General features: G+C 55.3%; 19 protein-coding genes. 16 read left to right on the forward strand and 3 right to left on the reverse strand.

Going from position 1 to position 24,912, the window contains the following annotated elements; translation table 11 throughout:
* Positions 1-69: 69 nt before the first annotated feature.
* The 12 genes from sigI (at position 70) to ACFO9Q_RS08890 (ending at position 14,483) form a co-directional block, all read left to right on the forward strand.
* The gene (gene sigI / locus ACFO9Q_RS08835) at positions 70-885 is read left to right on the forward strand and encodes an RNA polymerase sigma factor SigI (RefSeq protein WP_379180890.1); all 816 of its coding nucleotides are present in this window, start codon (positions 70-72) and stop codon (positions 883-885) included.
* The gene (locus tag ACFO9Q_RS08840; protein WP_379180892.1) at positions 882-2,198 is read left to right on the forward strand and encodes an anti-sigma factor domain-containing protein; all 1,317 of its coding nucleotides are present in this window, start codon (positions 882-884) and stop codon (positions 2,196-2,198) included. The genes sigI and ACFO9Q_RS08840 overlap by 4 nt, the downstream gene beginning before the upstream one ends.
* A 201-nt stretch (positions 2,199-2,399) precedes the next feature.
* On the forward strand, positions 2,400-3,773 hold the full coding sequence (locus ACFO9Q_RS08845) for an ATP-binding protein (RefSeq protein WP_379180894.1): 1,374 nt from the start codon (positions 2,400-2,402) through the stop codon (positions 3,771-3,773).
* 105 nt (positions 3,774-3,878) lie between these two features.
* Positions 3,879-4,826, forward strand: coding sequence for a phosphate/phosphite/phosphonate ABC transporter substrate-binding protein (gene phnD / locus ACFO9Q_RS08850; RefSeq protein ID WP_379180896.1), 948 nt, complete (start codon positions 3,879-3,881; stop codon positions 4,824-4,826).
* 16 nt (positions 4,827-4,842) lie between these two features.
* Complete coding sequence (gene phnE / locus ACFO9Q_RS08855; protein WP_379180899.1) at positions 4,843-5,592, forward strand: phosphonate ABC transporter, permease protein PhnE; 750 nt, start codon at positions 4,843-4,845, stop codon at positions 5,590-5,592.
* A complete protein-coding gene (gene phnC, locus ACFO9Q_RS08860) occupies positions 5,593-6,357 on the forward strand; it encodes a phosphonate ABC transporter ATP-binding protein (RefSeq protein WP_379180901.1) in 765 nt (254 codons plus the stop codon).
* Positions 6,358-6,360: 3 nt separating this feature from the next.
* On the forward strand, positions 6,361-7,419 hold the full coding sequence (selD, locus tag ACFO9Q_RS08865) for a selenide, water dikinase SelD (protein WP_379180903.1): 1,059 nt from the start codon (positions 6,361-6,363) through the stop codon (positions 7,417-7,419).
* A 42-nt stretch (positions 7,420-7,461) separates the two neighbouring features.
* A complete protein-coding gene (gene mnmH, locus ACFO9Q_RS08870) occupies positions 7,462-8,517 on the forward strand; it encodes a tRNA 2-selenouridine(34) synthase MnmH (protein ID WP_379180905.1) in 1,056 nt (351 codons plus the stop codon).
* A gap of 170 nt (positions 8,518-8,687) precedes the next feature.
* On the forward strand, positions 8,688-11,195 hold the full coding sequence (locus ACFO9Q_RS08875; RefSeq protein ID WP_379180907.1) for a glycoside hydrolase family 38 C-terminal domain-containing protein: 2,508 nt from the start codon (positions 8,688-8,690) through the stop codon (positions 11,193-11,195).
* Positions 11,196-11,210: 15 nt separating this feature from the next.
* The gene (locus ACFO9Q_RS08880) at positions 11,211-12,275 is read left to right on the forward strand and encodes an SIS domain-containing protein (protein WP_379180909.1); all 1,065 of its coding nucleotides are present in this window, start codon (positions 11,211-11,213) and stop codon (positions 12,273-12,275) included.
* 32 nt (positions 12,276-12,307) lie between these two features.
* Entirely contained in the window at positions 12,308-13,294 is a 987-nt protein-coding gene (locus tag ACFO9Q_RS08885; protein ID WP_379180911.1) for a carbohydrate kinase family protein, read from the forward strand.
* 55 nt (positions 13,295-13,349) lie between these two features.
* Positions 13,350-14,483, forward strand: coding sequence for an ROK family protein (locus ACFO9Q_RS08890; RefSeq protein ID WP_379180913.1), 1,134 nt, complete (start codon positions 13,350-13,352; stop codon positions 14,481-14,483).
* 97 nt (positions 14,484-14,580) lie between these two features.
* Here the strand turns inward: ACFO9Q_RS08890 and ACFO9Q_RS08895 are convergent, their stop codons facing one another.
* The 3 genes from ACFO9Q_RS08895 to ACFO9Q_RS08905 all read right to left on the reverse strand — a co-directional run bounded on the left by ACFO9Q_RS08895 (position 14,581) and on the right by ACFO9Q_RS08905 (position 17,022).
* Positions 14,581-15,567: an electron transfer flavoprotein subunit alpha/FixB family protein gene (locus tag ACFO9Q_RS08895; RefSeq protein ID WP_379180915.1), complete on the reverse strand. Its 987-nt coding sequence runs from the start codon at positions 15,565-15,567 to the stop codon at positions 14,581-14,583.
* 26 nt (positions 15,568-15,593) lie between these two features.
* The gene (locus ACFO9Q_RS08900; protein ID WP_379180917.1) at positions 15,594-16,361 is read right to left on the reverse strand and encodes an electron transfer flavoprotein subunit beta/FixA family protein; all 768 of its coding nucleotides are present in this window, start codon (positions 16,359-16,361) and stop codon (positions 15,594-15,596) included.
* 76 nt (positions 16,362-16,437) lie between these two features.
* Positions 16,438-17,022, reverse strand: a complete 585-nt coding sequence (locus ACFO9Q_RS08905; RefSeq protein WP_379180920.1) for a TetR/AcrR family transcriptional regulator — start codon at positions 17,020-17,022, stop codon at positions 16,438-16,440.
* 167 nt (positions 17,023-17,189) lie between these two features.
* Here ACFO9Q_RS08905 and ACFO9Q_RS08910 point away from each other — a divergent pair, with 167 nt between their 5' ends.
* The 4 genes from ACFO9Q_RS08910 (at position 17,190) to ACFO9Q_RS08925 (ending at position 24,908) form a co-directional block, all read left to right on the forward strand.
* Positions 17,190-19,355, forward strand: coding sequence for a heterodisulfide reductase-related iron-sulfur binding cluster (locus ACFO9Q_RS08910; RefSeq protein ID WP_379180922.1), 2,166 nt, complete (start codon positions 17,190-17,192; stop codon positions 19,353-19,355).
* Positions 19,356-19,424: 69 nt separating this feature from the next.
* Positions 19,425-21,824, forward strand: coding sequence for a 3-hydroxyacyl-CoA dehydrogenase/enoyl-CoA hydratase family protein (locus ACFO9Q_RS08915; RefSeq protein WP_379180924.1), 2,400 nt, complete (start codon positions 19,425-19,427; stop codon positions 21,822-21,824).
* Positions 21,825-21,848: 24 nt separating this feature from the next.
* The gene (locus ACFO9Q_RS08920; RefSeq protein WP_379180926.1) at positions 21,849-23,033 is read left to right on the forward strand and encodes an acetyl-CoA C-acyltransferase; all 1,185 of its coding nucleotides are present in this window, start codon (positions 21,849-21,851) and stop codon (positions 23,031-23,033) included.
* A 54-nt stretch (positions 23,034-23,087) separates the two neighbouring features.
* Positions 23,088-24,908 (forward strand): acyl-CoA dehydrogenase family protein, encoded by a 1,821-nt coding sequence (locus ACFO9Q_RS08925; RefSeq protein ID WP_379180928.1) that lies wholly within the window; start codon positions 23,088-23,090, stop codon positions 24,906-24,908.
* Positions 24,909-24,912 lie beyond the last annotated feature (4 nt).

Here is a 24,912-nt window from a genome sequence, read left to right on the forward strand (position 1 = left end):
CGCTTATACCCCCAGAAGACCTAGTTGAATCACGAATCATATGAATGTGAGGTGGAGCGGTTGTTACTGATGATGTTCAAACGGTTCTTACGGAAATCCGCTTCCGTCAGGCCCGAGGAGAACAAGAGGGAACATACACCTGAAGAGATCGTCCTTCGCATTCGTGAAGGGGACGAGCTTGTTAGGGAGGAGTTTATAGCGGATTATAAGCCCTACATTCTCAAAGTGACGAGCCGATTCTGCAAAAGATATATAGAAGCAGGCAGGGATGATGAGTTCAGTATTGCGCTCTCTGCCTTCAATGAAGCGATTAATGGATTCTCAGCCGGGGCGGGGAGGTCATTCCTTGGGTTCGCGGAGACGGTCATTCGGCGCAGGCTTATTGACTATATTCGCAAGGAGCAGCGCCATCAGTCCAGAGTGCCCTACAGCTCTTACGAGATGGAGGATGAAGACGGCCAGCTATATAATCCCTTGGATACGAAGCTTGCCATTCAACAGTATGAGATTAGCCAGGAGGCAGACTCTCGCAGGATGGAGATTAGCGAGTATAGCAAGGAGCTTAGCCGGTACGATATCTCATTCCAAGAGCTGCCGACCCTCTCACCCAAGCACGCCGACTCGAGGAAGTTAGTCTTCTCTATCTCTGAGACACTTGCCCGGGATTCTGTCCTATACGAAGGATTCCTGCGAACAGGCAAGCTGCCTGTGAACGAGTTGACACTGAAGTGCGGAGTGTCACGCAAGACGGTTGAGCGCAATCGCAAATACATAATCTCCTTATTATTAATAATGAGCGGATCTTATCCGTATCTGAGGTCCTATCTGCATGGCTATGTGAAGCCGCAGCAGCAAGATCTAGCTACACAGGAGGTGAGAGCATGAATCGCGGATTAGTTATGGAAGTCAGCAGACACCACATGATCGTTATGACGCCGGATGGTCAGTTCGTGAGAGTGAAGCGTCAAGGCCAAGCTGTCGTCGGTGCAGAGGTCGTATTCTCTGCAGCCTCTGAGCGAAGAGGAACGGTTAGATGGTATAGCTATGCTGCTGCCGTCCTTGTGCTGCTCTGCATTCCCATCCTGCTGCTCGTTCAGAGAGATGCCCATGCCATTGCGGCCTATATGAGCCTTGATATTAACCCGTCGATTGAGATGGGGATGGATAGGCAAGGCCAGGTTAGAGAGCTTCGGGCGCTCAATAGCGACGGAGAGCAGTTAATTCAAGGGCTCCGGTATAAGAGCTTGCCCGTTGAGCAAGTTGCTGCTGCCATCCTGGAGAAGGCGGAGAGCGCGCACTACTTGGACGAAGCAGATCATGACGTCGTCCTGACCAGTATTCTGGAGAGGACAGAAGCCGGGGCGCAATATGAAGAAGAGTTAGTAGGCAGAGTGAGGCTAGCGGTCGAGGCTGTAATCCATCGGAATGATGCTCAACTATCCACACTTGCTGTGCCGGCCGAATTGCGAGAGGAAGCGGATGAACTCGGAATATCTTCTGGCAAAATGGCTGTCTATCTCATCGCGATGCAGCAAGGCTACAAGGTTAGCTTAAGCGAGCTTCAGAAGCAGTCCATCGACGCTGTGACACAAGCTCTTGGAGGAGCAGATAAGGTAATCACACAGTCTGAGGCTCTTAGCAAGGAAGAGCTGAAGCGTCTCGTGCAGGTAGAGAAAGCAGCGAGAAAAGCAGAGAAAGCGGCTATCAAGGACAATCGTGAGGACGACAAGGACAAGGACAATGATCAAGAGCAATCGTCTACACCCTCACCAACCCCTTCGACCAAGCCAGATAAAGACGCACCTGACAAAAATAAACCGCAGAAGCCGGTACCTAAACCGTCTGCAGGTGAAGTGAAAAACCCAACTAAGCCGAATAAGCCAGCCAAGCCGAGCAAGGAAGGCTCCAAGCCGGCAGGCGGTGCTGCTGCACCGCCTCCTGCTGCTCCAGGTAAGCCGGACAAGAACCAAGGCAAGGGAGAGCATGGCGGGAAGCACGAATCTAACCAGGACGACAATCACGATAATCATAACAACAACAACGAAGATGACAACGACGATTCGGATCGGCGAGATGATGATACGAGCAAGCATGACGACGAAGATGACAACCATGATGACAACGACGATGATGATAAGGATAAGGACAAGGATAGGAAGTCGTCCGACAAGGACAAGACTCGAGACAAGGAAGACTAGTGTAAGTCATAATGGCTGCTGGGCAAAATTGATTTACTGTACATACTGGACGGGTCAATAGCGGATTGCTAATGCCCGTCCATTTTTATACAACGGGACCAGGATTCGACAAGATCTCTGATTGACACAGAATGGAGAATGTATCTATGATGAGTATAAATATACGGTCAGCGATTCATCTGTGCCAGAGAGGAGTATAGGATGCAGGCCATTCGAAAGCGCTACTTTCCTGCGCTTGCCGAATATATCCGCAATGGTAACGAAGCATCACTTTACCAAGCGACCGAACTCGGGAAGCTGCTTAATGGCATTAACCCTGAAGAAATCATCGCCATACATGAAGAATGCATGCAGAAAATCGTAGCAAATGTCGAGTCTGATGAAGCTGTGAAGCTGTATAACCGATCCTTTATCTTCCTGATAGAATTAATGGTAGCCTATCGGTTCAGGCTGCTGCCTGATAAATCTACCGAGCAGAAGTTCACGGAAATGAGAGAGATGCTGTTCCACTCCAATCGTTCCTTCGAGATGGTGAAGAACAAGTACGAGAATGTGCTTCAGCATATGGACAGCGGTATTGCCCTGTTCGATAGTGACGGAATTCTGTCCTTCATTAATCTCCAGATGGCCAAGCTGCTCGACATCCCCCGCAAGACCTTGATTGGCTGTAATATTCGTGAGATCTTGCTTCATCGCAGAATCAACCTAACAACGAAGCGCATCATCCTTAGAGTGTACAAGGAGACCATCCTCAGAAGGAATCTCTACTATGAGCTGCAGCATCCTGACGGCAATCATCTGCTCGTTACCGTCACCTACGGCGATCAGCTCGATGGTGACTTCCTGATTAGCGTGAAGGACGTATCGGAGTACAAGCAGATTGAGCAGACCGCCTTCCAGAATGACAAGCTGGCGATGCTAGGCAAGATTGCAGCAGCAATTGCTCACGAGATTCGTAACCCGCTGACATCCATTAGAGGCTTCATTCAACTACTACGACCGCATCTGCTTCAGCTCGGCAAGGAAGAATATGCCAAGATTATATTGACGGAGATTGACCGAGCGAATGATATTATCTATGAATTCCTGAACTCGTCGAAGCCTTCGGCTCCAATGAAGCAATCCATCTCGATCGTAAGCCTCCTTAGAGAAGTTGTGATGCTGACCGAGAGTGAGTCGCTCATGCGCAATTGTCAGGTTCAGCTGGAGTCGTATGAGGATGAACTCATGGTATCCATTGATGTGAAGCAGGTGAAGCAGGTCATTCTGAACCTGGTGAAGAACTCCTTGGACGCTATCGAAGAGCTGAATGGTGAACGGACGGGTCTGATTAGTGTAATTGCGCGCAGGGATGAACAGTATGTAGAAGTGACGATTCGAGATAATGGCAGAGGAATGGACAAGACGACAATGAGCCGCCTCTTCGATCCGTTCTTCACGACGAAGGAAGCGGGAACGGGACTAGGCTTGTCCGTGTCCTATCGAATCATTCGGAATCATGGCGGATCGATTCGGGTCGACAGCCAGGTTGATCAAGGGACGGAGTTCAATGTGTATTTGCCATTAGTGGAATGAAGGATTAGAATCGGGGGAGCTTCCCCGATTTTTTTTGTTTTGATGCGAGAATGTGGTATTGTCAATAGTTGAAGTTAGAATTGCTGTGAAGGAGAGAATGAAGTGATGTTGGGATTGAAGAGAGGATTATGGGCAGGGATTGTGATGGCCCTGTGCTTGATGCTGGCGGCTTGCGGCGGCGGAACTAACAAGGATGAAGCAGGAACGAAGACGGAGACTGGTGCGAACAATGGCAATGCGGATAACAAGGAAGAGATGCTGATCGGTGTCATTCCTGCGCAAGGCAGCAACCAGATGAAGCTTGGAGCGGACAAGCTGGCCGAGATTCTAACGGAGGAGCTCGGCCGGCCGGTGAAGGCGGAAGTGTATCCCGATTACAATGGCGTGGTAGAAGCGATGGGGGCAGGCAAGGTACAGATGGCTTACCTTGGACCGCTTACGTACGTGGAAGCGCATGAACGCTATGACGTTAAGGCTATTGTTACACAGCTGATAGACGGCAAGCCGTTCTATTATTCCTATATGATTGCGCCTATTGACTCTCCCTATGAGAAGCTGGAGGATGTCATTAAGGACTCCAAGTCAATCAGGTTCGCCTTCGGCGATATTAGCTCAACCTCAGGCAGCCTTATTCCCGGAATTGCACTGAAGAAGGCAGGCGTGTTCAAGAGCCAGGAGGACAATTCCTTCAAGAGCGTCACCTATACCGGCGATCATACCGCTACTGCGCTGGCCATTCAGAACAAGCAGCAGGATGTAGGCGCGATTGATAGTGCATTCTACAACAACCTCGTGAAGCAGGGCAAGATTGATGGGACGAAGATTAAGACCATCTGGCAGTCAGAGGACTTGTTCCAATATCCGTGGGCTGTCATCAAGTCGGTAAGTGACGAGGACACGGCTGTTATTCAGGAAGCTATGCTGAAGATTACAGATTCGGATATTCTCAGCGCGTTCGGCGGAGCGAGCGGGTTCACGAAGGCAAGCAATGAAGATTACGCTGCGATTCGGACAGCCGCCATTGAAGACGGACGATTGAAGCCGAAGCAGTAAGCGCGGAGAGGACAAGATGAGGACAAGATTATTCTATACGGCTGCAGTTGTTGTCCTCTTGGTCTGGTCTGGCGCGGGTGTACAGTTCGATTGGTCAGCGCTGCGAGATCTTGGCAATTCGGTGCAGTTCCTGACGAATCACTGGTTCCCGATGGATCTAACAGACTGGCGAATCGCGATTCGAGCGATGGGGGATACGCTGGAGATGGCGGTATTCAGCACCTTAATTGCTGTGCTGCTTGCTATTCCTCTTAGCTTCCTCGCGGCTAGGAGCTGGTCGCCGGCCAGGTGGATCTATGACGGGACGAGGTTCCTGTTCAACCTGATTCGATCCATACCGGAGCTTGTACTGGCGCTCATCTTCATCCCGACACTCGGCCTCGGTCCGATGCCGGCGGTGATGGCCCTTATTATTCATAATATCGGAGTGTTCGGCAAGCTGATCTCGGAGCTGATCGAGGAGGCAGAGGAAGGGCCCCAGGAGGCGGTGCGGGCGCTCGGAGGATCTCGCATCTTAATTGCCTTGTATGGCATTCTGCCTCAGATTACACCGCTGCTGCTGTCCCAGTACTTCTATCGACTAGAGGCTGCAATTCGAACCTGTCTAATTCTAGGTATAGTAGGAGCAGGAGGAATCGGCCAGATGCTCTACAATGACTTCAAGCAGTTCATGTATCAGAAGGTGACCTTCGAGGTGCTGCTCATCATGATCCTAGTCACGGCAGTCGACTATCTAGGCGCTCTCGTGCGGAAGAGGGTGAAGTAGATGCTGCAGATTACAGGACTGACGAAGACTTATCCAGGGGAGAAGCTGCCAGCCCTCCAGGATATTAACTTGCAGATCGGACAAGGCGAGTTCGTTGCGATGCTCGGTCCGAGCGGAGCGGGCAAGTCTACGCTCATTCGATGCATGAACCGCCTCATTGAACCGGACGAAGGACGTATTGTACTGAATGGACAATCACTAAGAGAGCTTCGCTCCTCTGAGATGAGAGAGGTGAGGAGCCGAATCGGGATGGTGTTCCAGCACTTCCATCTGCTCCCCCGTCTCTCTGTCCTAACGAATGTATTGGCAGGCCGGCTTGCCGTCATGCCGGCTTGGCGAAGCTTGCTTGGCTTGTATTCCTCCGCTGACAAGGCCAGGGCTATGGCTGCTCTGGCTGAGGTGGACTTAAGCGCCCTCGCCAGCCGTCGGGTGGAGGACATTAGCGGCGGGCAGAAGCAGCGCGTCGCCATTGCCCGTGTGTTCATGCAGCAGCCAGAGCTGCTGCTGGGGGATGAACCCGTCTCAAGTCTGGATACGGTCACTTCCGAGCGGGTAATGACCTACATCAGCAAGCTGCACCGGGAGAGCGGGATGACAGTCGTGCTCAATCTCCATCAGGTGGATGTTGCGCGTCGTTACGCAGCACGAATTATAGGGATTACGTCGGGGCGAATTACGTTCGACGGGACGCCGGAGCAATTGACAGACGAGGCGCTCAGCCGCATCTATCCTGCGATGACAGGAACAACAGGAAGGGAAGGATGAACGATGTCTAATCTACAAGGTGAACCGATTAAGCTGACAAGTCTATCAAGCAAGGGAGGCTGCGGTTGCAAAATCGGCCCTGCCGACCTGGCCGGGGTGCTTCGCAACCTGCCGCCAGCTCTGCCCAATCCGAATCTGCTCGTCGGCATAGACACGAGTGATGATGCAGGGGTGTACAAGTTGACGGATGATCTGGCGATCGTTCAGACTGTTGATTTTTTCACCCCGATTGTGGATGATCCGTATTCCTTCGGCCAAGTAGCCGCTGCGAACGCGATTAGCGATATCTATGCCATGGGCGGCAAGCCGCTGACGGTGCTCAACATTGTCGCCTTCCCGATCCATACGCTGGACAAGCAAGTGCTGACCGATATTCTGCGAGGAGCAGCGGATAAGGTGGCGGAAGCCGGTGCTACGCTCGTGGGCGGGCATTCCATTGATGACAAGGAGCCGAAGTTCGGCCTTGCGGTGACGGGTCTTGTGCATCCGGACAAGGTGCGTACGAATGCTGGGGCCAAGGCTGGTGACAAGCTTATCCTGACGAAGCCGATCGGCGTCGGCATCCTGACGACGTCGATTAAGAAGGACAAGCTCTCGGCTGAAGAGGTCGGCGCCGTTACCAAGGTGATGGCCACGCTGAACAAGACAGCGGCGGAGATTATGGAGCCGTACAACGTGCATGCCTGCACGGACGTGACCGGCTTCGGTCTGCTCGGCCATGCTTCCGAGATGGCGAAGGGGAGCGGCGTTGGCATCCGAATATCGAAGTCGCAGGTGCCAGTGCTTCCACGGGTTAGAGAGCTGGCGGAAGAGGGCTTCGTACCAGGCGGGACGAAGAACAACTACGCCCATCTGGAAGGCTCGATGACGTTCGATCAGGAGCTGGACCAGCTTGATCAGTGGATTCTGTGCGATGCGGTTACTTCCGGCGGACTGCTCATCGCGGTGGCTGGGGATCAGGGGGATGCTCTGCTGGGCGAGCTTCGCGCAGCTGGAGTAGATGCGCATATGATAGGTGAGGTGACGGCCGAAGGCGCGGGTCATATTGAGGTGACTCTGTAGTCCTTAAGGCTCTAAGGCTGGTGGAAAGGATAGTAGACATCCATGACATTCAATGATATTACGGTGGAAGAACTGCTGGAGCTGCAGCGCCGAGGAGAGATCGAGCTCATTGACGTTCGATCCGAAGCAGAGTATGAGGACGCAACAATACCGGGCAGTGTCAATATTCCCATCTTCAATAATGAAGAACGTGCCCTAATCGGTACGATCTACAAGCAGGAGAGTGTTGAGGCTGCCAAGGATAGAGGCCTCGAGGTCGTATCGGCGAAGCTCCCTGCCTTCATGCGTGCTATCGGCCAGACAGAGAAGTCGCGCAAGGCCGTATTCTGCTGGCGGGGCGGGATGCGCAGCAAGACGACCGCGACACTTGCTTCGCTGCTGGACTATCGCATGTTCCGCCTCGTTGGCGGGTATCGGGCCTACCGCAAGTGGGTCGTCGAGCGGCTCGAAGGCTATGATAAGCTGCAGCCGTGCTATGTCATTAACGGCTACACAGGTACAGGGAAGACGGAGCTGCTGAATCGCCTCGAAGCGCTTGGCTATCCCGTCCTGAATCTGGAGCGAATGGCGGCTCATCGCGGCTCTATCTTCGGACATGTCGGCCTCACTCCGCGCAATCAGAAGTCCTTCGAGTCTGAGCTCCTCCATGCGCTTGTTCGTCTGGAGAGAGCTCCCTATCTCATTATCGAGGCAGAGAGCAAGCGAGTAGGCAAGGCAGTTCTGCCGGAATTCCTAGTTGCAGCTAAGGAGCAAGGCAGGACCATTAATCTTGAGATGCCCATTGAGGAGAGAGTTGCCAATATACTCGCGGATTATCGGCCGGAGGAGCATAAGGAGCCATGTATGGATGCCTTCAAGCGTATCGAGAAGCGCATTCATACGCCTGTCGCAGCTGAGATTAAGCAAGCTCTGCAGCAGGATCGCTTCGACGTTGCCGTGCGCTTGCTGCTGCTGAATTACTATGATGAACGTTACCAGCATGCATCGGACCAATACGGCAGCGAGCCAATTACAGTTAAGGCTGCTGGAGTGGAGGAAGCGCTGGAGCAGCTCTTGGCGCTGCTGCCTCCGCCACCTGCTGCGAGTCAGCAAGCATAGTGTGAGGGGATGCCACTCGGGTGAGGAGCCTTGAGCGGCATCCCTTTTTTATAATGATTAAGATTTCGTTGACATTTTTCCAAGGGGCGTGGTATCTTATGGTCACTTAGTTATTATAAGACTTATAATTAGTATGAGATTATACTAGTGTGGGATGGAGGAGCAGACGAATGACCAACCAGAAATACTGGGTCGTCGGGAATACCCATGTGGACTTGGCCTGGAAGAAGAATAGAGATGAGATGATTGAGGTGTTCGACACCTTAATCGTTCGCGTACTGGACGTATTGGATTCGCATCCCACATTCACTTATACGATTGAACAAGCGGCGCATTACAGGCTGCTGGAGAAGCGTCGGCCCGACTTGTTCGCCAGGGTGAAGGCCTACGTGCAAGAGGGGCGGCTGGAGATGGTCGGCGGAATGGCCTCAACGCTGGAGACGAACTTCCCGAATGGCGAATGCTTCGTGCGTAATCAGTTAATTGGACTTCGCTGGGTGGAGGAGCATCTGGGCGTACAAGTTCGCACCCCGTGGCTCATTGATACGTTCGGCATTAACGCGCAAGTTCCTCAGCTTCTTCGCGGGTTCGGCTTCGACCGGCTCATGGCGAACCGCTTCGGCGGCAAGCTGAATGAGGATGTATTCATAGCCGAAGGGATAGACGGTACGAAGCTGCTCATAGTAGGAATGGACGTGTATTCCCCCTATGTGAAGCATGGTCATCTCTACTGGAAGTTCGTGAAGGACTGGGCCGAGGTGGATCGTCTGTTCGAGAGGGCGGCCAATCATGAAGAAGAAGGGCCGATCTTAATTACAGCCTACACCGAGAATGAAGTGCTGCCTTCGCTTCGCCCTGACGTCCATATTGCCAGAGGCAATGCTGAGGGCCGTGAAGGAACTTGGCAGTATTCGACCTACAGTGCATTCTTCGATGTGCTGCAGGGACTGGATAAGAAGTGGCCTGTCCATCAAGGGGACTTGAACCCGGAATTCACGGGTACATTCTCTCAGCGGATCGCAATTCGGCTGCGGAACCGTCAAGTAGAGACGAAGCTGCTGGAGGCGGAGAAGTGGGCAACACTTACGGGGCTAGAGGATTGGCAAGCGAAGCTGGATGAGGCTTGGTGGGAGCTGGCCTACATTCAGTTCCATGATGTGTTCACAGGCTCACATCCGACGGAGGTGTACGTGGGCCTGATGGAGAGTCTGGACGAAGTCGGACAGTTAGCCGAAGAGGTGCTGGAGCGGGCACTGACTGTGTCTGAGTCTCGTAGGACTCCGCTGCAGGGGAGCAGCGGTGTTCAAGTGTTCAACAGTCTGCCTTGGGAACGGAGTGACCTCGTCGTCCTACCACTCGATGAGCAGTTAAGTGGTGTGAAGCAGGTCATGCAAGCTGACCGCGCTCTTCCCTTCGACGTGAAGGATGGGCAGCTGAGGTTCCAAGCCACGGTGCCATCTGTCGGCTCTAGTGTAATCACCATTGAGCACGCACTCGCACAGAGCTCCGCTGAGGGTGGGGAGGCTGCTGTAAGCGAAGAGACTGGTGTGAGTGGGGAGGGTGCTGTCAATGGAGTAGCTGGTCTCTGCGGGCAGTCTGCTGACCGCGGCTTCATTGAGAATGAGTATATGCGGTTGGAGTGCGATACGATTACCCTCATCAAGCGGCTTGTATGGAAGGAGACTGGAGCCGTCTTGATTGAAGATGCCCATGATCTGCTTGCTGTACAGAGGGATCATGGAAGCTTCCAGATCGAAGAGCTGCACGGCGAGCCGATTCCTGCCTCCGTCTGCCGCGTTCAGCTGCTGCGCTGCGAGGAGACTGCCCTAGGCAGCCGAGTTGTACTGAGGGGGAGCTATCCCGCTGTAGCGGATATCGGCGGGGAAGGGTTCCTGCGCTGGGAGGCTGAGCTCGAGCTTCGGAAGGGCCGGCCGGCATTAGATGTATCGTTCAGGGTGAATTGGCAAGGAGAAGGAAGCAGACTGCGCTTCAATCTGCCGACGAAGCTGGCTACTCAGGAGGGGATCTACGAGATTCCGTTCGGAACGGTACGCCGCAAGCCGTATCGAGTTCGCGGGACCGCTCATGGAGAATGGCCTGCCCACCGCTTCGTCACGATCGAGGATGGCCAGCATGGGATAGCTGTCATTAACACCGGCGCTGCTGGCGTGGAAGTTAGCAGCGGAGCCTTGTCGACGACACTGCTGCGTGCGCCGAAGTCGGAATATGCGGGGATGATTATTGATCACACCTCCTCACAGCATGGAGTGCATCACTTCCCATTCGTTATCGTCCCATACTCCGGATCATGGGTTCAATCTAGCGTCGTTCAACTGGCACAGGAGACGAATGAGCGTCTGACCAGTAAGGTGTATAATGAGCAGCTGCCGAAGCAGGGGGAAGCTGCCTCGTGGCTGAGGCTGTCGCCGGGCCATGTGGTTCTCTCCGCTGTCAAGCGGCCGGAGTCTGGCGCAGATGAGCTGCTTATCCGCTTGTACGAGACGGCTGGTCTGCCGGCAGAGGCAGAGCTATGGGTGCTTGGAGCTGTGGAAGCAACAAGATCAAGTGTGAGGGAAGACGATACGGATGAGCGAATTAGCTGTTCGGAAGGAACGATGAAGCTCTCCCTGCAGCCGTTCGAGATTACCACTGTGCGTATAACGAGAATAAGAGATTAGGAGGGTTAACACATCGTGAGAAGCTTCCATCAAGATCTGTTAGAGCAGCCAGAAGTACTTAAGATGATAGCCGCCTATTATGGTTCCGATGAGGGCAGGAGTCTGCTTCAAGCATGCGCTGGTATCGCTAAGGAATCTAAGCGCATCATCTTCACTGGGATGGGCAGCTCCTATGCAGCCTCTCGACTGGCGGGCAGTTACCTCGCAACACTAGGAGTCGCAGTATCCTATCAGGAAGCATCGGAGCTGCTGCACTATGGGATGAACACTCTGGGGGACGAATCTCTGCTTGTCTTAATCTCGCAATCGGGTGAGAGCATTGAGATTAGACAGATTCTGCAGCAGCTGCCCCCGTCTGTATGCGTCATCAGCATCACGAATGATTCCTCCAGTACGCTGTCGCGAGGCTCCAAGCTAGTGCTGCCGCTATTCGCAGGTGAGGAATCGACTACCTCGAGTAAGACGTATACCGCCACGCTTGCGGTTACCTTACTGCTCTGCGGCTCCATAGCCGGACTGGATCCAAGGAATGGGACAGCATTCGTTGCTGCAGCCTCACGTAGATTAAGAGAGCTGGAGTCTGAGCTGCAGCATGCTCCATGGAGTCAGATTGCGGAATGGCTCCAGGAAGCTAATGCCGTCTATCTCATTGGGAGAGGACCAGGCGTGACGACTGCCTTCCAGGGCGCTCTGACCTTCAAGGAGCTTGTGAAGTTCCCCGCCGAGTATATGGAAGCTGCGCAGTTCCGACATGGTCCGCTGGAGACGGTGAATGAACGGACTGTTGTGTTCGTCTTCGCATCTCCTGGAAGGACAAGTGAGCTCCTGTATGCCTTCGCGGAAGAGCTGCGGCAGTGCGGCGCGAAGGTCATCGTCATCGAGCAAGGGGGCATTCGCTTAGAGGGCAATGCCTCCTATGTGCAGCAGCCGACTCCCTCGATGGCAGAGCCTGTATTAGATGAATGCTTCGCCACGCTGGTTGACATCTACCCTGTACAGCTCGCTGCGAGCGGACTGGCGGAGCGCCTGGGCATTAGCGGACAATTCAGGTGGATTACGAAGGTAACGAAGAAGGAATAGAGCGATGTACCCGTCTGCCAAGGAGGTCAATCATGCTGATTAATGAACGAGAGAGAGCAGCCGTCTGCATCGTTGGTAATGCCAATATAGATGTGCTGATGAAGTCAATTGATGAGGTGCCCGCGTGGGGTACGGAGAAGATGGTGGATTCCTATGAGGAGAGACTGGGCGGCTGCGCGGCGAATTCCGCTGTCGTGCTCGCCTCCTTAGGACAGGAAGTCCATATTGTGGCTACAGTAGGCGAGGATCGCCATGGAGACGAATTACGAAGCACCCTGGAAGAGGCGGGTGTCAACGTTCAGGGACTGAAGACCGGCCGGCAGAGGACTGGAATGTCTCTCTCGCTCAATCGGCGGGATGGGGAACGGCTCTTCGTCACCTATCCCGGCACGATGTTCGAGACGAGCACGGATGAGATTGTCGCTTACCTGACCGAGGAAGCTAGCTCGTGTAAGCTTCTGTTATTAACCGGGTACTTCCTGCTGAGGCCAGATCTTGATGCGGAACGTATCCTCACCCATGCAACGAAGCTTGGCATGCTTACCTTGTTCGATACGGGCTGGCCGCTGGAGGATTGGGATGAGGGGACAAGAGAGCGGATTACGAAGCTGCTTCCTCATGTCGATTATTTCTTGCCTAATGAGATGGAGGCTTGTGCTATTGCCAGCGAGCCGAATGATGCCCTCGCCGCGGAGCAGCTATCGGTCCTATGCAGGAGAGGGGTTATCGTCAAGCGAGGCAGAGGCGGCAGTACCTATCAGGATAAGCAGAGGAAGCTGGAAGCCCAAGGATACCGTGTAGGGGTTAGAGATACGGTAGGAGCGGGTGACTCCTATAATGCCGGGTTCATCTATGGATTATCGCAGGGATGGGAGCTCGCCAGATGTCTGGAGCTGGGCAATGCGGTTGCCGCTGCGGTTATCTCACGGGAATCCGGATTCCATGTGAAGTGGGCCCATATTCATGAGCTGCTGGAAGGATCCTCGAAGCTTGGACAGTGTTCGGCCAATTTGCTATAGTTCTTATTATAAGAAGAATAAGAAGCCGAATAGCTAGAGGCAAGAGGTGATTCAGATGGGCAAGGGAACTACAGAGCTGTCCTCCGACAAGAGAGAAGTGAAGAACACGAAGGAGCTCAGAGCGTTCAACAAGATGAGCATTATTGATTACCTTCGCGGGAGAGAGATGACGTCCAAGGCCGAGGTTGCGAAGGCGCTTAATCTAAGCTTCGCAACGGTATCGAACTTGTGCAATGAACTAATAGAAGAGCGAATATTCAAGGCGGGTCAGCGCAGCACGCAATCCGGCGGACGGCCATCCGAGCAGCTTACGCTTGAGGTGAGAGCGAGAGTCAGCTTCTGTATCGACCTGACGTACAAGGAAGTAGTGCGGCTGCTCCTGGTCGATCTGCACAATAATCCGATCCGTGAACAGCATATCTCCTATTCGGAGAGCTCCTCTATGCAAGAGCTCGTAACAGCATGCTCCGCAGGCTTCCATGCCATGTGTTCAGAGGCAGATGTCCGCCATGAACAGCTGCTTGGAGCAGCGGTCATTATACCAGGGCTGTTCGACAAGCAGACAGGAGGAGTAGTCAATAGTACTCTAGCTGTGCTGGACAACTATAATCTTGGCACGGTACTAAGCCAGATGATCGACTCCCCTGTCTACATCGAGAATGATGCCAATCTTGCCGCACTTGCGGTATCCATGCAGGGCGAGAGCCAGCGGTATGATAACGTCTTGTTCCTCTACATCGGGGAAGGCTTGGGCCTTGGCATCTTGTCTCACGGAGGGTCCATCTTCCATGGGGTGAGGGGGTTCGCGGGAGAGATCGCCCATCTGCCGCTCGGACATCCCGAGTACGAATGCTACTGCGGCAACACGGGGTGCGTCGAAGGTATTCTATCCAATACAGGAATCGAGCGCGAGCTACAGAGTGGGGGGAACTCGGCTGAGCAGGTAGGTCATACGCTGGGCAAGGTTATCTCCATGCTAGTGAATCTGCTGGATCCGCAGGCGGTGTTCATCGGTGGAGACCGCGAGGACATTCTCCGTCAAGCGTTGCCATATGCACAGCAAGAGTCTGCGAGACGAGTGCTGCTGCAGCGTTACCGGGACATTCCAATCACCTTAAGCTCGGGAGTGCACAACCTGTTCTACCAAGGGGCTTCGGAGCTGTTAATTCGGAAGTGGCTGATGAGATAATTAGGGATATGTACACGTGAGAAAAAACAGCGGCAATTCGAGAACGGGATATTACTGTCCTGTCTCGAATTGCCGCTGTTCTATTGAGGATTATCGCTTAAGACGCCAGCACCTTGCGGAATTCGGCGGTCAGTAGGGGCACGACCTCGAACAGGTCGCCGACGATGCCGTAATCGGCCACCTTGAAGATAGGCGCTTCGGCGTCCTTGTTAATCGCGATAATAATGCGCGACTGGCTCATGCCGGCGAGATGCTGAATCGCACCGCTGATGCCGCAGGCGATATAGATCTCCGGCGTGACGACCTTGCCGGTCTGGCCAATCTGCAGCGCATAATCGCAATAGCCTGCGTCGCAGGCGCCGCGGGAAGCGCCAACGGCTCCGCGGAGCACATCGGCCAGCTCCTCCAGCGGCTTGAAGCCGTCCACGCTCTTGACACCGCGTCCGCCCGACACGACGATCTTCGCTTCCGCCAGATCCACCTTGCCGGACATGTTGCGGACAACATCCTTCACGATGGTGCGGAGGGATGGGGCGGGCGCGTAGTCCACTGCTACGATTCCAGCCGTCGCTCCGTCCGAGGAAGGGGCAGCCGCTGGAATGTTGTTCGGGCGGACGGTCACGACGAATGGACCCTCCGTGGTGAACCCCTTCCTCTCGAACGCCTTACCCGCATAGAGCGGGCGAGTGAACACCGCATCAGAGCCTTCTCCTTCAATAGCAATGACGTCGGAGATCTGTCCGGCCGCCAGCTTCGCCGCAATGGCTGGAGCAAGATCGCGTCCGATGGCCGTGTGTCCGGTGAACACCGCATGGGGCTTAAGCGACGCTAACACAGGCGCTATAGCTGCCATATACGTCTCAGGATTATAGACAGCCAGGCTATCATGCTCAATGGTGTGAACCTCGGCAAGGGGATATGCAGCCAGCTCCTGAGCCAGCGTTGCAAGTCCGCTGCCAAGCAGCACGGCGGCAATTCGGTCACCCTCCTGAGCCGTCAGACGACCCGCCTGAAGCGCTTCCAGTGTAACTTGTCTAAGCTTCCCATCTCTATGCTCGGCAATAATCAGATAAGTTCTGCTCATCTAAGACAACCTCCTCTGGGGCTCTATTATATGACCTTCGATTCCGTCCGCAGCAGTTCGACCAGCTTAGCCGCCTGAGCAGGGAGGTCGCCCTGCAGAATCTGTCCAGCACTCCGGGCAGGCGGCAGGAACAGCTCGGTCTGCTTCGTCCTAGGGGCAAGCGCTCTGTCAGCAAGCTCTAGGTCACCCAGCGAGAGCTGGAGGAAAGGCTTCTTCTTCGCCTTCATAATGCCTGGCAAGGAAGGGTAGCGGGGTTCGTTCAGTCCTTGCTGAGCGGTGAATAGAGCAGGGAGCGTCACTTCCAGCAGCTCCGTGTCTCCTTCCGCATCACGGGTAACCAAGGCTTGCCCGCCGCTAATCTCAAGCTTCGTAATGGAGGAGACGTGGGGGATGCCCAGCAGACCGGCTAACCGGACAGCGACCTGTCCAGCTCCATTGTCTACCGAGAAGTTGCCTCCAAGCACAAGATCGTAGTCACCCTTGGATACCTGTGCGGCGAGCACCTCCGATACGACATACTCATCTGCAGCAATCCGCTCATCGGAGATCAGCACCGCTTCATCCGCTCCCATAGCGAGCGCTGTTCGAAGCGCTTCGCTCGTCCGCGCCGGTCCGACAGCAAGGACAATGACACTGCCGCCATGCTGCTCCTTCAGCCTAATGGCTTCCTCTACCGCATATTCATCATACGGATTAATGACGAACTTCACGCCATCCTCCGCGACCTTGCCGTTCTCCAGCACAATCTTCTCCTCGGTATCGAAGGTCTGCTTCAACAGTACTGCAATCTTCATGCTCATTACCCCTCTCCCATCATTGAGTACGAGTGACATAGATTACCTTCATCGGCTAAGCGGCAGAGCAGAGCAGCTAAGGCCTAAGCGCTCGGAAGAAGAAGTCTGCCGTGTTGTCAATCTGAGCAGCCAGCGAATACTTGCGGCCCGAGATGAGCCAGGAGGTGACGACCTCATCCATGGCGCCGAACAGCAGCAGACGGGTCAGCTTCACATCCAGGTTCGCGCGGAAGGATCCTTCCTCCATCCCCTTCACGAGAACGGCCTCTATTAATTGAATATATGGCTTAACCGCTTGTCCTATTGCCTTCCTGAGATCCAGCGAGCTCTGGCGCAGCTCAATCTGGGTTACATACGCCAGATCAGGATTCTGTTCCAGCTCCGTGTAATGAATCTCACAGATTCTGCGGAGCGCCTCCGGGGCGGTTGCCGACTGCTCCACACTCTCCTGGAACTTCCCTACCAGCTCCCCGAGCCGGTCGCGGAACAGAGAGACGAGAATATCTTCCTTGTTCTTAAAATACAAATAAATCGTCCCGTCAGCGACTCCTGCCTCCTTAGCAATCTTGGATACCTGCGAGCCGTGATAGCCGGTTTCGGCGAACACTTTGACCGCGGCGCTAAGGATCAGGTCAAACTTATTCATTTTTTTACTTGTCATAATTCCACCCCGGTGATAAAATTCTAATTGTGAATGAATACTCATTCATTTTTCTACTCCAATCTTATGCAATCTGGATGCCGTTGTCAACGTACCCGATCATAAGATTTTTTTGCATCTCTACTGTAAGTGCTTACAAGTCAGAATAATCAGAAAGGGTGGGGGTTATGCTCGGGACTTGGCTATTGTACGGCGCATTCGTGCTTGTTATCGGCTATGCCCTGTGGTTGTTCTATCAGGCGGTGTATCACCGGTATCTGTACATGAAGTTAGGCAGGCCCGCTGAGAAGCCGCTGGATATTCGGCAGCGCTTGTCGGAGCTCGCCGCGCAAGGCCTAGGACACAGCAAGCTGCTGAAGGATCGGCGCAGCGGCATCATGCATCTCATCATCTTCTACGGCTTCATCATGCTGCAGTTCGGAGCGCTGGATCTCATCTATACCGGCTTGTCAGGGGGGGAGCCGCTGCCGATTCCCGGATATCCCGTGTTCGGCCTGTCCCAAGAGATGACGGTCCTCCTGGTCCTGCTGGCTACCGGATATGCCGCTTACCGCAGATATGGGGAGAAGCTGAAGCGGCTGAAGAGAGGGTGGAAGCCGAGTCTCGTCGTCTTCTTCATCTCCCTGCTCATGCTGTCCGTCCTATTCTCTCTTGGCTTCCACCGCGTCTGGATGGGGCATGAAGCATCTAGCTATGCGCCAATCTCATCCCTGGTGGCTACTGTGTTCGAAGGGCTGTCCCCTGGTACGGCGAAGGGGCTGTTCTACGCCGCCTGGTGGGCGCATCTCCTCATTCTGCTATCGTTCCTCGTATATATACCGCAGTCGAAGCATTATCACATCATGACAGCTCCCATCAACATCTTCCTGAAGCGGAAGGAGCCTGTCGGCCGGCTGAGCAAGCTGGATCTGGAGGACGAGGATGCGGAATCGTTCGGCGTGGGCAAGATTGAAGACTTCACGCAGAAGCAGATGCTCGACTTCTACGCTTGCGTCGAATGCGGCCGCTGCACGAACGTATGCCCCGCCTCCAATACGGGCAAGGTACTCTCTCCGATGCATCTGATCGTGAAGCTTCGCGACCACCTGACGGAGAAGGGGGCGGCTCTGACGTCGAAGTCGCCGTGGGCGCCGGCCTTCGCCATCCCGGAAGGATATCCGCATCGCCTCTCAGCAGGACTTGAGATAGAGCCTCATGTACCGGATGCGGGGAGTGTGACGGGTATTGCTGCTACGATGAACTGGCACAAGGGAAGCTGGCAGCCCGCAGAGGGCAAGCCCGAAGAGCTGTCGCTGATCGGAGATGTGATGTCGGAGGAGGAGATCTGGGCGTGCACGACCTGCCGCAACTGCGAGGACCAATGTCCGGTCGGCAATGAGCATGTCGATAAGATTATCGACCTTAGGCGCCATCTCGTTCTCATGGAAGGCAGCGTGCCAGCTGAAGGGCAGCGAGCTATGCAGAATATAGAGCGGCAGGGCAATCCGTGGGGGATCTCCCGGAATGACCGCAGCAAGTGGGTGGAAGAGATAGGCGGCATTCCCGTCCCTACGGTGAAGGACAATCCGGCCTTCGACATTCTCTACTTCGTAGGCTCCATGGGCTCCTATGACAATCGTACCCGCAAGGTATCGCGGGCGCTGGTTCGCCTCATGAACGAGGCGGGCGTGAACTTCGCCATTCTCGGCAACGAGGAGAAGAACTCGGGCGATACGCCGCGGCGGATGGGGAATGAGATGCTTTTCCAACAGCTGTGTATGGACAATATTGCAGCAATGCAGAAGTATGGCGTGAAGAAGATTGTGACGGCTTGCCCGCATACGTTCAATACGCTGAAGAATGAGTATCCGGAATTCGGGCTGGAGGGGGTGGAGGTGCTTCATCATACACAGCTGCTCGATACTCTCCTGCAGGAAGGACGGCTGACGCCGAAGCATGCCGTGAACGAGCGAATTACGTACCATGACTCCTGCTATCTGGGCCGCTACAACGAGGTGTATGAGCAGCCTCGCAATATTCTGCGCGCGATCGAAGGGGTGGAGCTGCTCGAGATGGAGCGTTCCCGGGAGAACGGGATGTGCTGCGGCGCCGGCGGCGGCATGATGTGGATGGAGGAGACGACCGGCAAGCGCGTGGGCGTCGCCCGCACCGAGCAGGCTCTGCTGACGAAGCCGACGATCATCTCCAGCGCCTGCCCGTTCTGCCTGACGATGCTGGAGGATGGGACGAAGGAGAAGGAAGTGGAGGAGAGCGTGAAGGCCCGCGATATCGCGGAGGTGCTGGAGCAGGCGGTGTTCGGCAAGGAGACCGTGAAGCAGCCTATTGCGACGTAGCCAAGAATGAGATGAAGCAGCGCAAGGAGATAAGCAATAGCAGTCTATTATGGATTAGGAGGGTAACACATGACCGTAACTATTCATAGAGCAGCCGTCATCGGCTCAGGCGTGATGGGAGCCAGCATCGCCGCACATCTGGCGAACAGCGGCATTCCGAGCCTGCTGCTGGATATCGTACCAACGAAGCTGACGCCGGTGGAGGAGGCGAAGGGACTGACGCTTGCGGACCGTTCGGTGCGCAACCGGCTCGCGACAGACGGAATTGCGAAGCTGGCGAAGATTAAGCCTTCCCCGCTATACGATGAGGCCTTCGTCTCCCGAATTACACCGGGGAATGTAGAGGATGACCTGAAGCGAATCGCCGAGGTCGACTGGGTCATCGAGGTGGTGACGGAGAAGCTGGCCGTGAAGCAGGAGCTCCTTGCCCGCATCGAAGCCGTATGGAAGCCGGGCATGATCGTGACGACGAATACGTCCGGCATCTCCATTAACGCCATGGTGGAAGGCCGCGGGGCGGACTTCAAGAGACACTTCCTCGGCACCCACTTCTTCAATCCTCCTCGCTATATGAAGCTGCTGGAGCTGGTGCCGGGGAAGTCGACCTCCCCTGACCTGGTCCGCGATATGGCTGCATTCGCGGAGCGAAGACTGGGCAAGGGCGTCGTCATCGCCAAGGACACCCCGAACTTCGTGGCGAACCGGATCGGTACGTACGGTCTGCTCGTGACGCTGCAGACGATGCTTGAGAAGGGATACACGGTGGAGGAAGTGGATGCGGTCACCGGACCTGCGCTGGGCAGGCCGAAGAGCGCCACCTTCCGCACCTTGGACCTCGTCGGTCTGGACACCTTCGTCCATGTGGCAGGCAACGTCTACGACAAGGCGGATGACGAGGCCGAGAAGGCGGTCTTCGAAGTGCCGGAGGTGCTTAAGGAGATGGTGCACCGGGGATGGATCGGGGAGAAGAGCGGCCAAGGCTTCTACAAGAAGGTGAAGGGGGAGGGCGGCGGAAGCGAGATTCTGTCCTTGAACTTCGCCACGCTGGACTATGCCAAGAGCAGCAAGGTCACCTCCGCTTCCATCGAAGCCGCCAAGAGTGCGAAGGGGGCGAGGGAGAAGACGAAGGCGCTGCTCGGCGCGAAGGATAAGTATTCCGAGCTAGCGTGGGACATCGTGAAGAAGGTGCTCCTCTACTCGGCCGATAAGGCGGGAGAGATCGCTGATTCGATCGAGGATATCGACAAGGCGATGCGCTGGGGCTTCAACTGGGAGCTCGGCCCGTTCGAGACTTGGGATGCGATTGGCCTTGTGAAGTCGGTACAGCGAATGGAAGCCGAGGGGGATACGGTTCCCGCCTGGGTCAAGGATTGGATTGCGGCGGGACATACGTCCTTCTACAAGAAGGAAGGCGGCTCCACTAGCTACAGCTACCGCGGGGAATACCGAGCAGTAGAGCAGAAGCCGGAGCTGATCTCGCTGCGCAGTCTGAAGGAGCAGAACAAGGTCATCCGCGGGAACAGCGGGGCAAGCCTCATTGATGTAGGGGACGGGGTAGCGTGCCTGGAGTTCCACTCTCCGAACAATGCCATCGGAGCCGACATTCTGAACATGATTCAGGGGAGCGTCGAGGAAGTCAGGAACAACTACAGCGCCCTCATCATTGCCAATGAAGGCAGGAACTTCTGCGTCGGAGCGAACATTATGCTCCTGCTCATGGAAGCACAGGATGAAGAGTGGGATGAAGTGAACGCTATTATCCGGTTATTCCAAGATACGATGATGAAGCTGAAGCACTTCGAGAAGCCGGTGGTCGCCGCTCCGCATCGGATGACGCTCGGCGGCGGAGTAGAAGTATGTATGCCTGCGGATGAGGTGAATGCGAGCAGTGAGACTTATTACGGTCTAGTCGAAGTAGGAGTAGGACTTATCCCTGCTGGCGGGGGCTGCAAGGAGTTCGCCCTGCGCGTCTCGAACGCGAACCCGAATCCGGAGACGGACCTGCAGCCGCTCTTGAATCAGATCTTCCTGACCATCGGGACAGCGAAGGTGTCAACCAGTGCGCATGATGCACGCAAGCTGGGCTATCTCAGGGAGTCCGACCGCGTCATTATGAATCAGGATCATCTCGTCTATGAAGCGAAGAAGTCTGCCCTGCGGCTCTTGGATGCGGGCTATGAACCCCCTGCCGCACAGAAGATCCGTGTCGTTGGAGCGGAGGGGAAGGCGGTCATGAAGCTGGGAGCGCTTGCCATGAAGCAGGGCGGTTACATCAGCGATCATGATCTGCTTATTGCCGGCAAGCTTGCCCATGTCCTCGCCGGCGGTGATGTGCCAGCCGGAACGATGGTTACGGAGCAATATATGCTGGACCTGGAGCGTGAAGCGTTCCTCAGCCTGTGCGGAGAGCTGAAGACGCAGCAGCGGATGCAGCATATGCTTGCCAAGGGGAAGGCGCTTCGCAACTAAATCGGAAGGGAAGGGTGATTCAAGATGAGAGAAGCCGTAATCGTAGCTGCGGTTCGGACGCCGGTAGGCCGGGCGAAGAAGGGCAGCTTCATCCATACACGCGCCGAGGATCTGGGGAAGGCTGTGCTGCAAGCCATCATGGACCGGGTCCCGGCTGTGAAGAAGGAAGATATTGAAGATATTATGATTGGCTGTGCCATGCCCGAGGGCGAGCAGGGGCTTAACTTCGCCCGTATCATGTCGCTGTATGCTGGGTTCCCGTCCACGGTTCCCGCGCTGACGGTCAACCGGTTCTGCTCCTCCGGCCTGCAGTCCATTGCCTTCGCTGCAGAGCGAATCATCGCGGGCGGAGCGGATATCATCATCGCCGGGGGTGTGGAGAGCATGAGCCATGTGCCGATGACCGGCTTCAAGCTGTCCCCCCATCCGGTCATTGCCGAAGAGATGCCGGATGTATATATCGGCATGGGCCAGACCGCGGAGAATGTTGCGGACCGCTTCGGCATCTCCCGTGCCGAGCAGGACCGGTTCGCGGCGTCGAGTCATCGCAAGGCTGCTGCTGCGGTGCAGAGGGATATGTTCAAGGAGGAGATTGTGCCTGTTGCTACTTCGCTAATCGGCGTGGATGAGCAGGGGAAGCGCTGGGAGAAGGCCGTGGTGCTGAGGCAGGATGAAGGGGTCCGTGCGGACACGACGGAGGAAGGGCTGGCGAAGCTGCGTCCCGCCTTCAAGGAAGGCGGCTCCGTCACGGCGGGCAATGCCTCGCAGATGAGCGATGGAGCGGCGGCCGTGCTCGTCATGAGCAGGGAGAAGGCCGAGGAGCTTGGGCTGAAGCCGCTCGCGGCCTTCAAGTCCTTCGCGCTGGCCGGGGTTGACCCGGACATTATGGGCGTCGGACCGGTTGAAGCGATACCGCGTGCTGTCGAGAGGGCAGGAATTCATCTTGATGACATTAGCCTATTCGAGATTAACGAAGCGTTCGCTTCGCAGTGCTTGCACATTATTCGTGCGCTGGACATCGACGAGAGCAAGGTGAATGTGAACGGCGGCGCTATTGCTCTAGGTCATCCGCTAGGCTGTACAGGTACGAAGCTGTCGACTACGCTCATTCACGAGCTCCGCCGCCGCGGCGGGGGCTATGGCATCGTATCCATGTGCATCGGCGGTGGCATGGGCGCTGCAGGTGTGTTCGAGGTGTATGCGGATTAGATCATCACAGGAGCGGTTCAGGCTGCTTCAGCTGAGAAGAGCAGGTTGATCAGAATGAGAATTCATCATCCTATTCAAGGAGTGATTCAGATGGCGGAACAGACGGCTGATAACAAGATTGTAGGCGGAAGCTTCATAATCGAGGATCTCGATTACAAGAACATAACGACGCCAGACGATCTGACCGAAGAGCAGCGTATGATTGCGGATACGACGGCTGACTTCGTAGAGGGCACGGTGCTTCCCGTCGATGAAGAGCTGGAGAAGCTCGATTATGAGCTGACGGTGAAGCTGATGAGGGAGGCCGGTGAGCTTGGCCTGCTAGGAGCAGATGTGCCCGAAGCGTATGATGGGCTGGGGCTGGATAAGGTGAGCTCCACGCTCATTAGCGAGCGGCTGGCGAAGGCGGCATCGTTCGCCCTCTCCATTGGAGCGCATGTCGGGATCGGCACGCTGCCGATCGTCTACTTCGGTACGCAGGAGCAGAAGCGGAAGTATCTTCCGGATCTGGCTGTCGGAGCGAAGATCGCGGCGTATTGCTTGACGGAGCCTTCCTCCGGCTCCGATGCGCTGGGCGCGAAGACGACGGCTAGGCTGACAGAGGACGGCTCTCATTACGTATTGAACGGGACGAAGCAGTTCATCACGAATGCTGGGTTTGCGGATATTTTCATCGTGTATGCGAAGGTGGATGGGGAGCACTTCAGCACGTTCATCGTCGAGCGGACGATGGAGGGGGTTAGTGTAGGCCCGGAGGAGAAGAAGATGGGCATTAAGGGCTCGTCTACGAGGCCGCTCATTCTGGAGGATGTGCACGTGCCGGCGGACCAGCTGCTGTGGGAGGTAGGCAAGGGGCATCTCATCGCGTTCAACATTCTGAACATCGGCCGATACAAGCTGGCCGTCGGCTGTCTAGGCGCCTCCAAGGAAGCAATCGAGCTTAGCGCGAAGTATGCGAACGAGAGAACTCAGTTCGGCAAGCCGATATCTTCCTTCCCCCTTGTTGGACGGAAGCTCGCCGAGATGAACATTCAGACCTACGTGCTCGAGAGCATGGTCTATCGGACGGCGGGGCTGATGGACGCTGGGCTGAGCGGCATTCAGCATGACAGTCCGGATGCGGGCGTACAGTCGGCCAAGGCGATTGCGGAGTATGCGCTGGAATGCTCCATTAACAAGGTGTTCGGCTCTGAGGTGCTGGACTTCGTGGCGGATGAAGGCGTCCAGATTCATGGCGGCTACGGCTTCATTCAGGAGTATAAGATCGAGAGAATCTATCGTGATTCGCGAATTAATCGTATCTTCGAGGGGACGAATGAGATTAACCGTCTGCTCATACCCGGCACGCTGGTCAAGCGGGCGATGAAGGGCGAGCTGCCTCTGCTGCAGAAGGCGCAGGCGCTTCAGGCAGAGCTGCTGCAGCTGGTACCTGGACAGAGCAGGGAGGGACTGCTCGAGGAGGAGACGCATCTGCTGTCGATGGCGAAGAAGATCTTCCTCATGGCAGGAGGCTCCGCCGTGCAGAAGTACAATGTGAAGCTGGAGCGAGAGCAGGAGATTGTATCCAGCCTTGCGGATATTATGATTGCAGTCTATGCGATGGAGAGCGCGCTGCTTCGTACGAAGAAGGGGCTGGATAGGCGGGGAGAAGAGAAGTCTGCGATCGCGATGACGAGAGTGTTCATTCATGAAGCATTCGAGAAGGTTGAATCGCTGGCGAGAGAGGCGCTGTCCGCCATGGAAGAGGGAGATACTCTTCGTACCCAGCTGTCTGTGCTGAAGAAGCTGACGCGTCGCTCCGCTGTGAACACGGTTCAGCTCAAGAGAGAGATTGCAGCCAGAGTCATTCAGACGGAAGGATATGTGCACGGATAATCGG

The sequence above is a fragment of the Paenibacillus sp. GCM10023252 genome (genome assembly GCF_042653305.1).
Lineage (GTDB): Bacteria > Bacillota > Bacilli > Paenibacillales > Paenibacillaceae > Pristimantibacillus.

What these genes read in the sequence shown, in the direction of transcription:
- sigI (WP_379180890.1), top strand. Translation starts at nt 70, where the DNA reads ATGATGTTCAAACGGTTCTTACGGAAATCCGCTTCCGTCAGGCCCGAG.
- ACFO9Q_RS08840 (WP_379180892.1), top strand. Translation starts at nt 882, where the DNA reads ATGAATCGCGGATTAGTTATGGAAGTCAGCAGACACCACATGATCGTT.
- ACFO9Q_RS08845 (WP_379180894.1), top strand. Translation starts at nt 2,400, where the DNA reads ATGCAGGCCATTCGAAAGCGCTACTTTCCTGCGCTTGCCGAATATATC.
- phnD (WP_379180896.1), top strand. Translation starts at nt 3,879, where the DNA reads ATGTTGGGATTGAAGAGAGGATTATGGGCAGGGATTGTGATGGCCCTG.
- phnE (WP_379180899.1), top strand. Translation starts at nt 4,843, where the DNA reads ATGAGGACAAGATTATTCTATACGGCTGCAGTTGTTGTCCTCTTGGTC.
- phnC (WP_379180901.1), top strand. Translation starts at nt 5,593, where the DNA reads ATGCTGCAGATTACAGGACTGACGAAGACTTATCCAGGGGAGAAGCTG.
- selD (WP_379180903.1), top strand. Translation starts at nt 6,361, where the DNA reads ATGTCTAATCTACAAGGTGAACCGATTAAGCTGACAAGTCTATCAAGC.
- mnmH (WP_379180905.1), top strand. Translation starts at nt 7,462, where the DNA reads ATGACATTCAATGATATTACGGTGGAAGAACTGCTGGAGCTGCAGCGC.
- ACFO9Q_RS08875 (WP_379180907.1), top strand. Translation starts at nt 8,688, where the DNA reads ATGACCAACCAGAAATACTGGGTCGTCGGGAATACCCATGTGGACTTG.
- ACFO9Q_RS08885 (WP_379180911.1), top strand. Translation starts at nt 12,308, where the DNA reads ATGCTGATTAATGAACGAGAGAGAGCAGCCGTCTGCATCGTTGGTAAT.
- ACFO9Q_RS08890 (WP_379180913.1), top strand. Translation starts at nt 13,350, where the DNA reads ATGGGCAAGGGAACTACAGAGCTGTCCTCCGACAAGAGAGAAGTGAAG.
- ACFO9Q_RS08895 (WP_379180915.1), bottom strand. Translation starts at nt 15,567, where the DNA reads ATGAGCAGAACTTATCTGATTATTGCCGAGCATAGAGATGGGAAGCTT.
- ACFO9Q_RS08900 (WP_379180917.1), bottom strand. Translation starts at nt 16,361, where the DNA reads ATGAAGATTGCAGTACTGTTGAAGCAGACCTTCGATACCGAGGAGAAG.
- ACFO9Q_RS08905 (WP_379180920.1), bottom strand. Translation starts at nt 17,022, where the DNA reads ATGACAAGTAAAAAAATGAATAAGTTTGACCTGATCCTTAGCGCCGCG.
- ACFO9Q_RS08910 (WP_379180922.1), top strand. Translation starts at nt 17,190, where the DNA reads ATGCTCGGGACTTGGCTATTGTACGGCGCATTCGTGCTTGTTATCGGC.
- ACFO9Q_RS08915 (WP_379180924.1), top strand. Translation starts at nt 19,425, where the DNA reads ATGACCGTAACTATTCATAGAGCAGCCGTCATCGGCTCAGGCGTGATG.
- ACFO9Q_RS08920 (WP_379180926.1), top strand. Translation starts at nt 21,849, where the DNA reads ATGAGAGAAGCCGTAATCGTAGCTGCGGTTCGGACGCCGGTAGGCCGG.
- ACFO9Q_RS08925 (WP_379180928.1), top strand. Translation starts at nt 23,088, where the DNA reads ATGAGAATTCATCATCCTATTCAAGGAGTGATTCAGATGGCGGAACAG.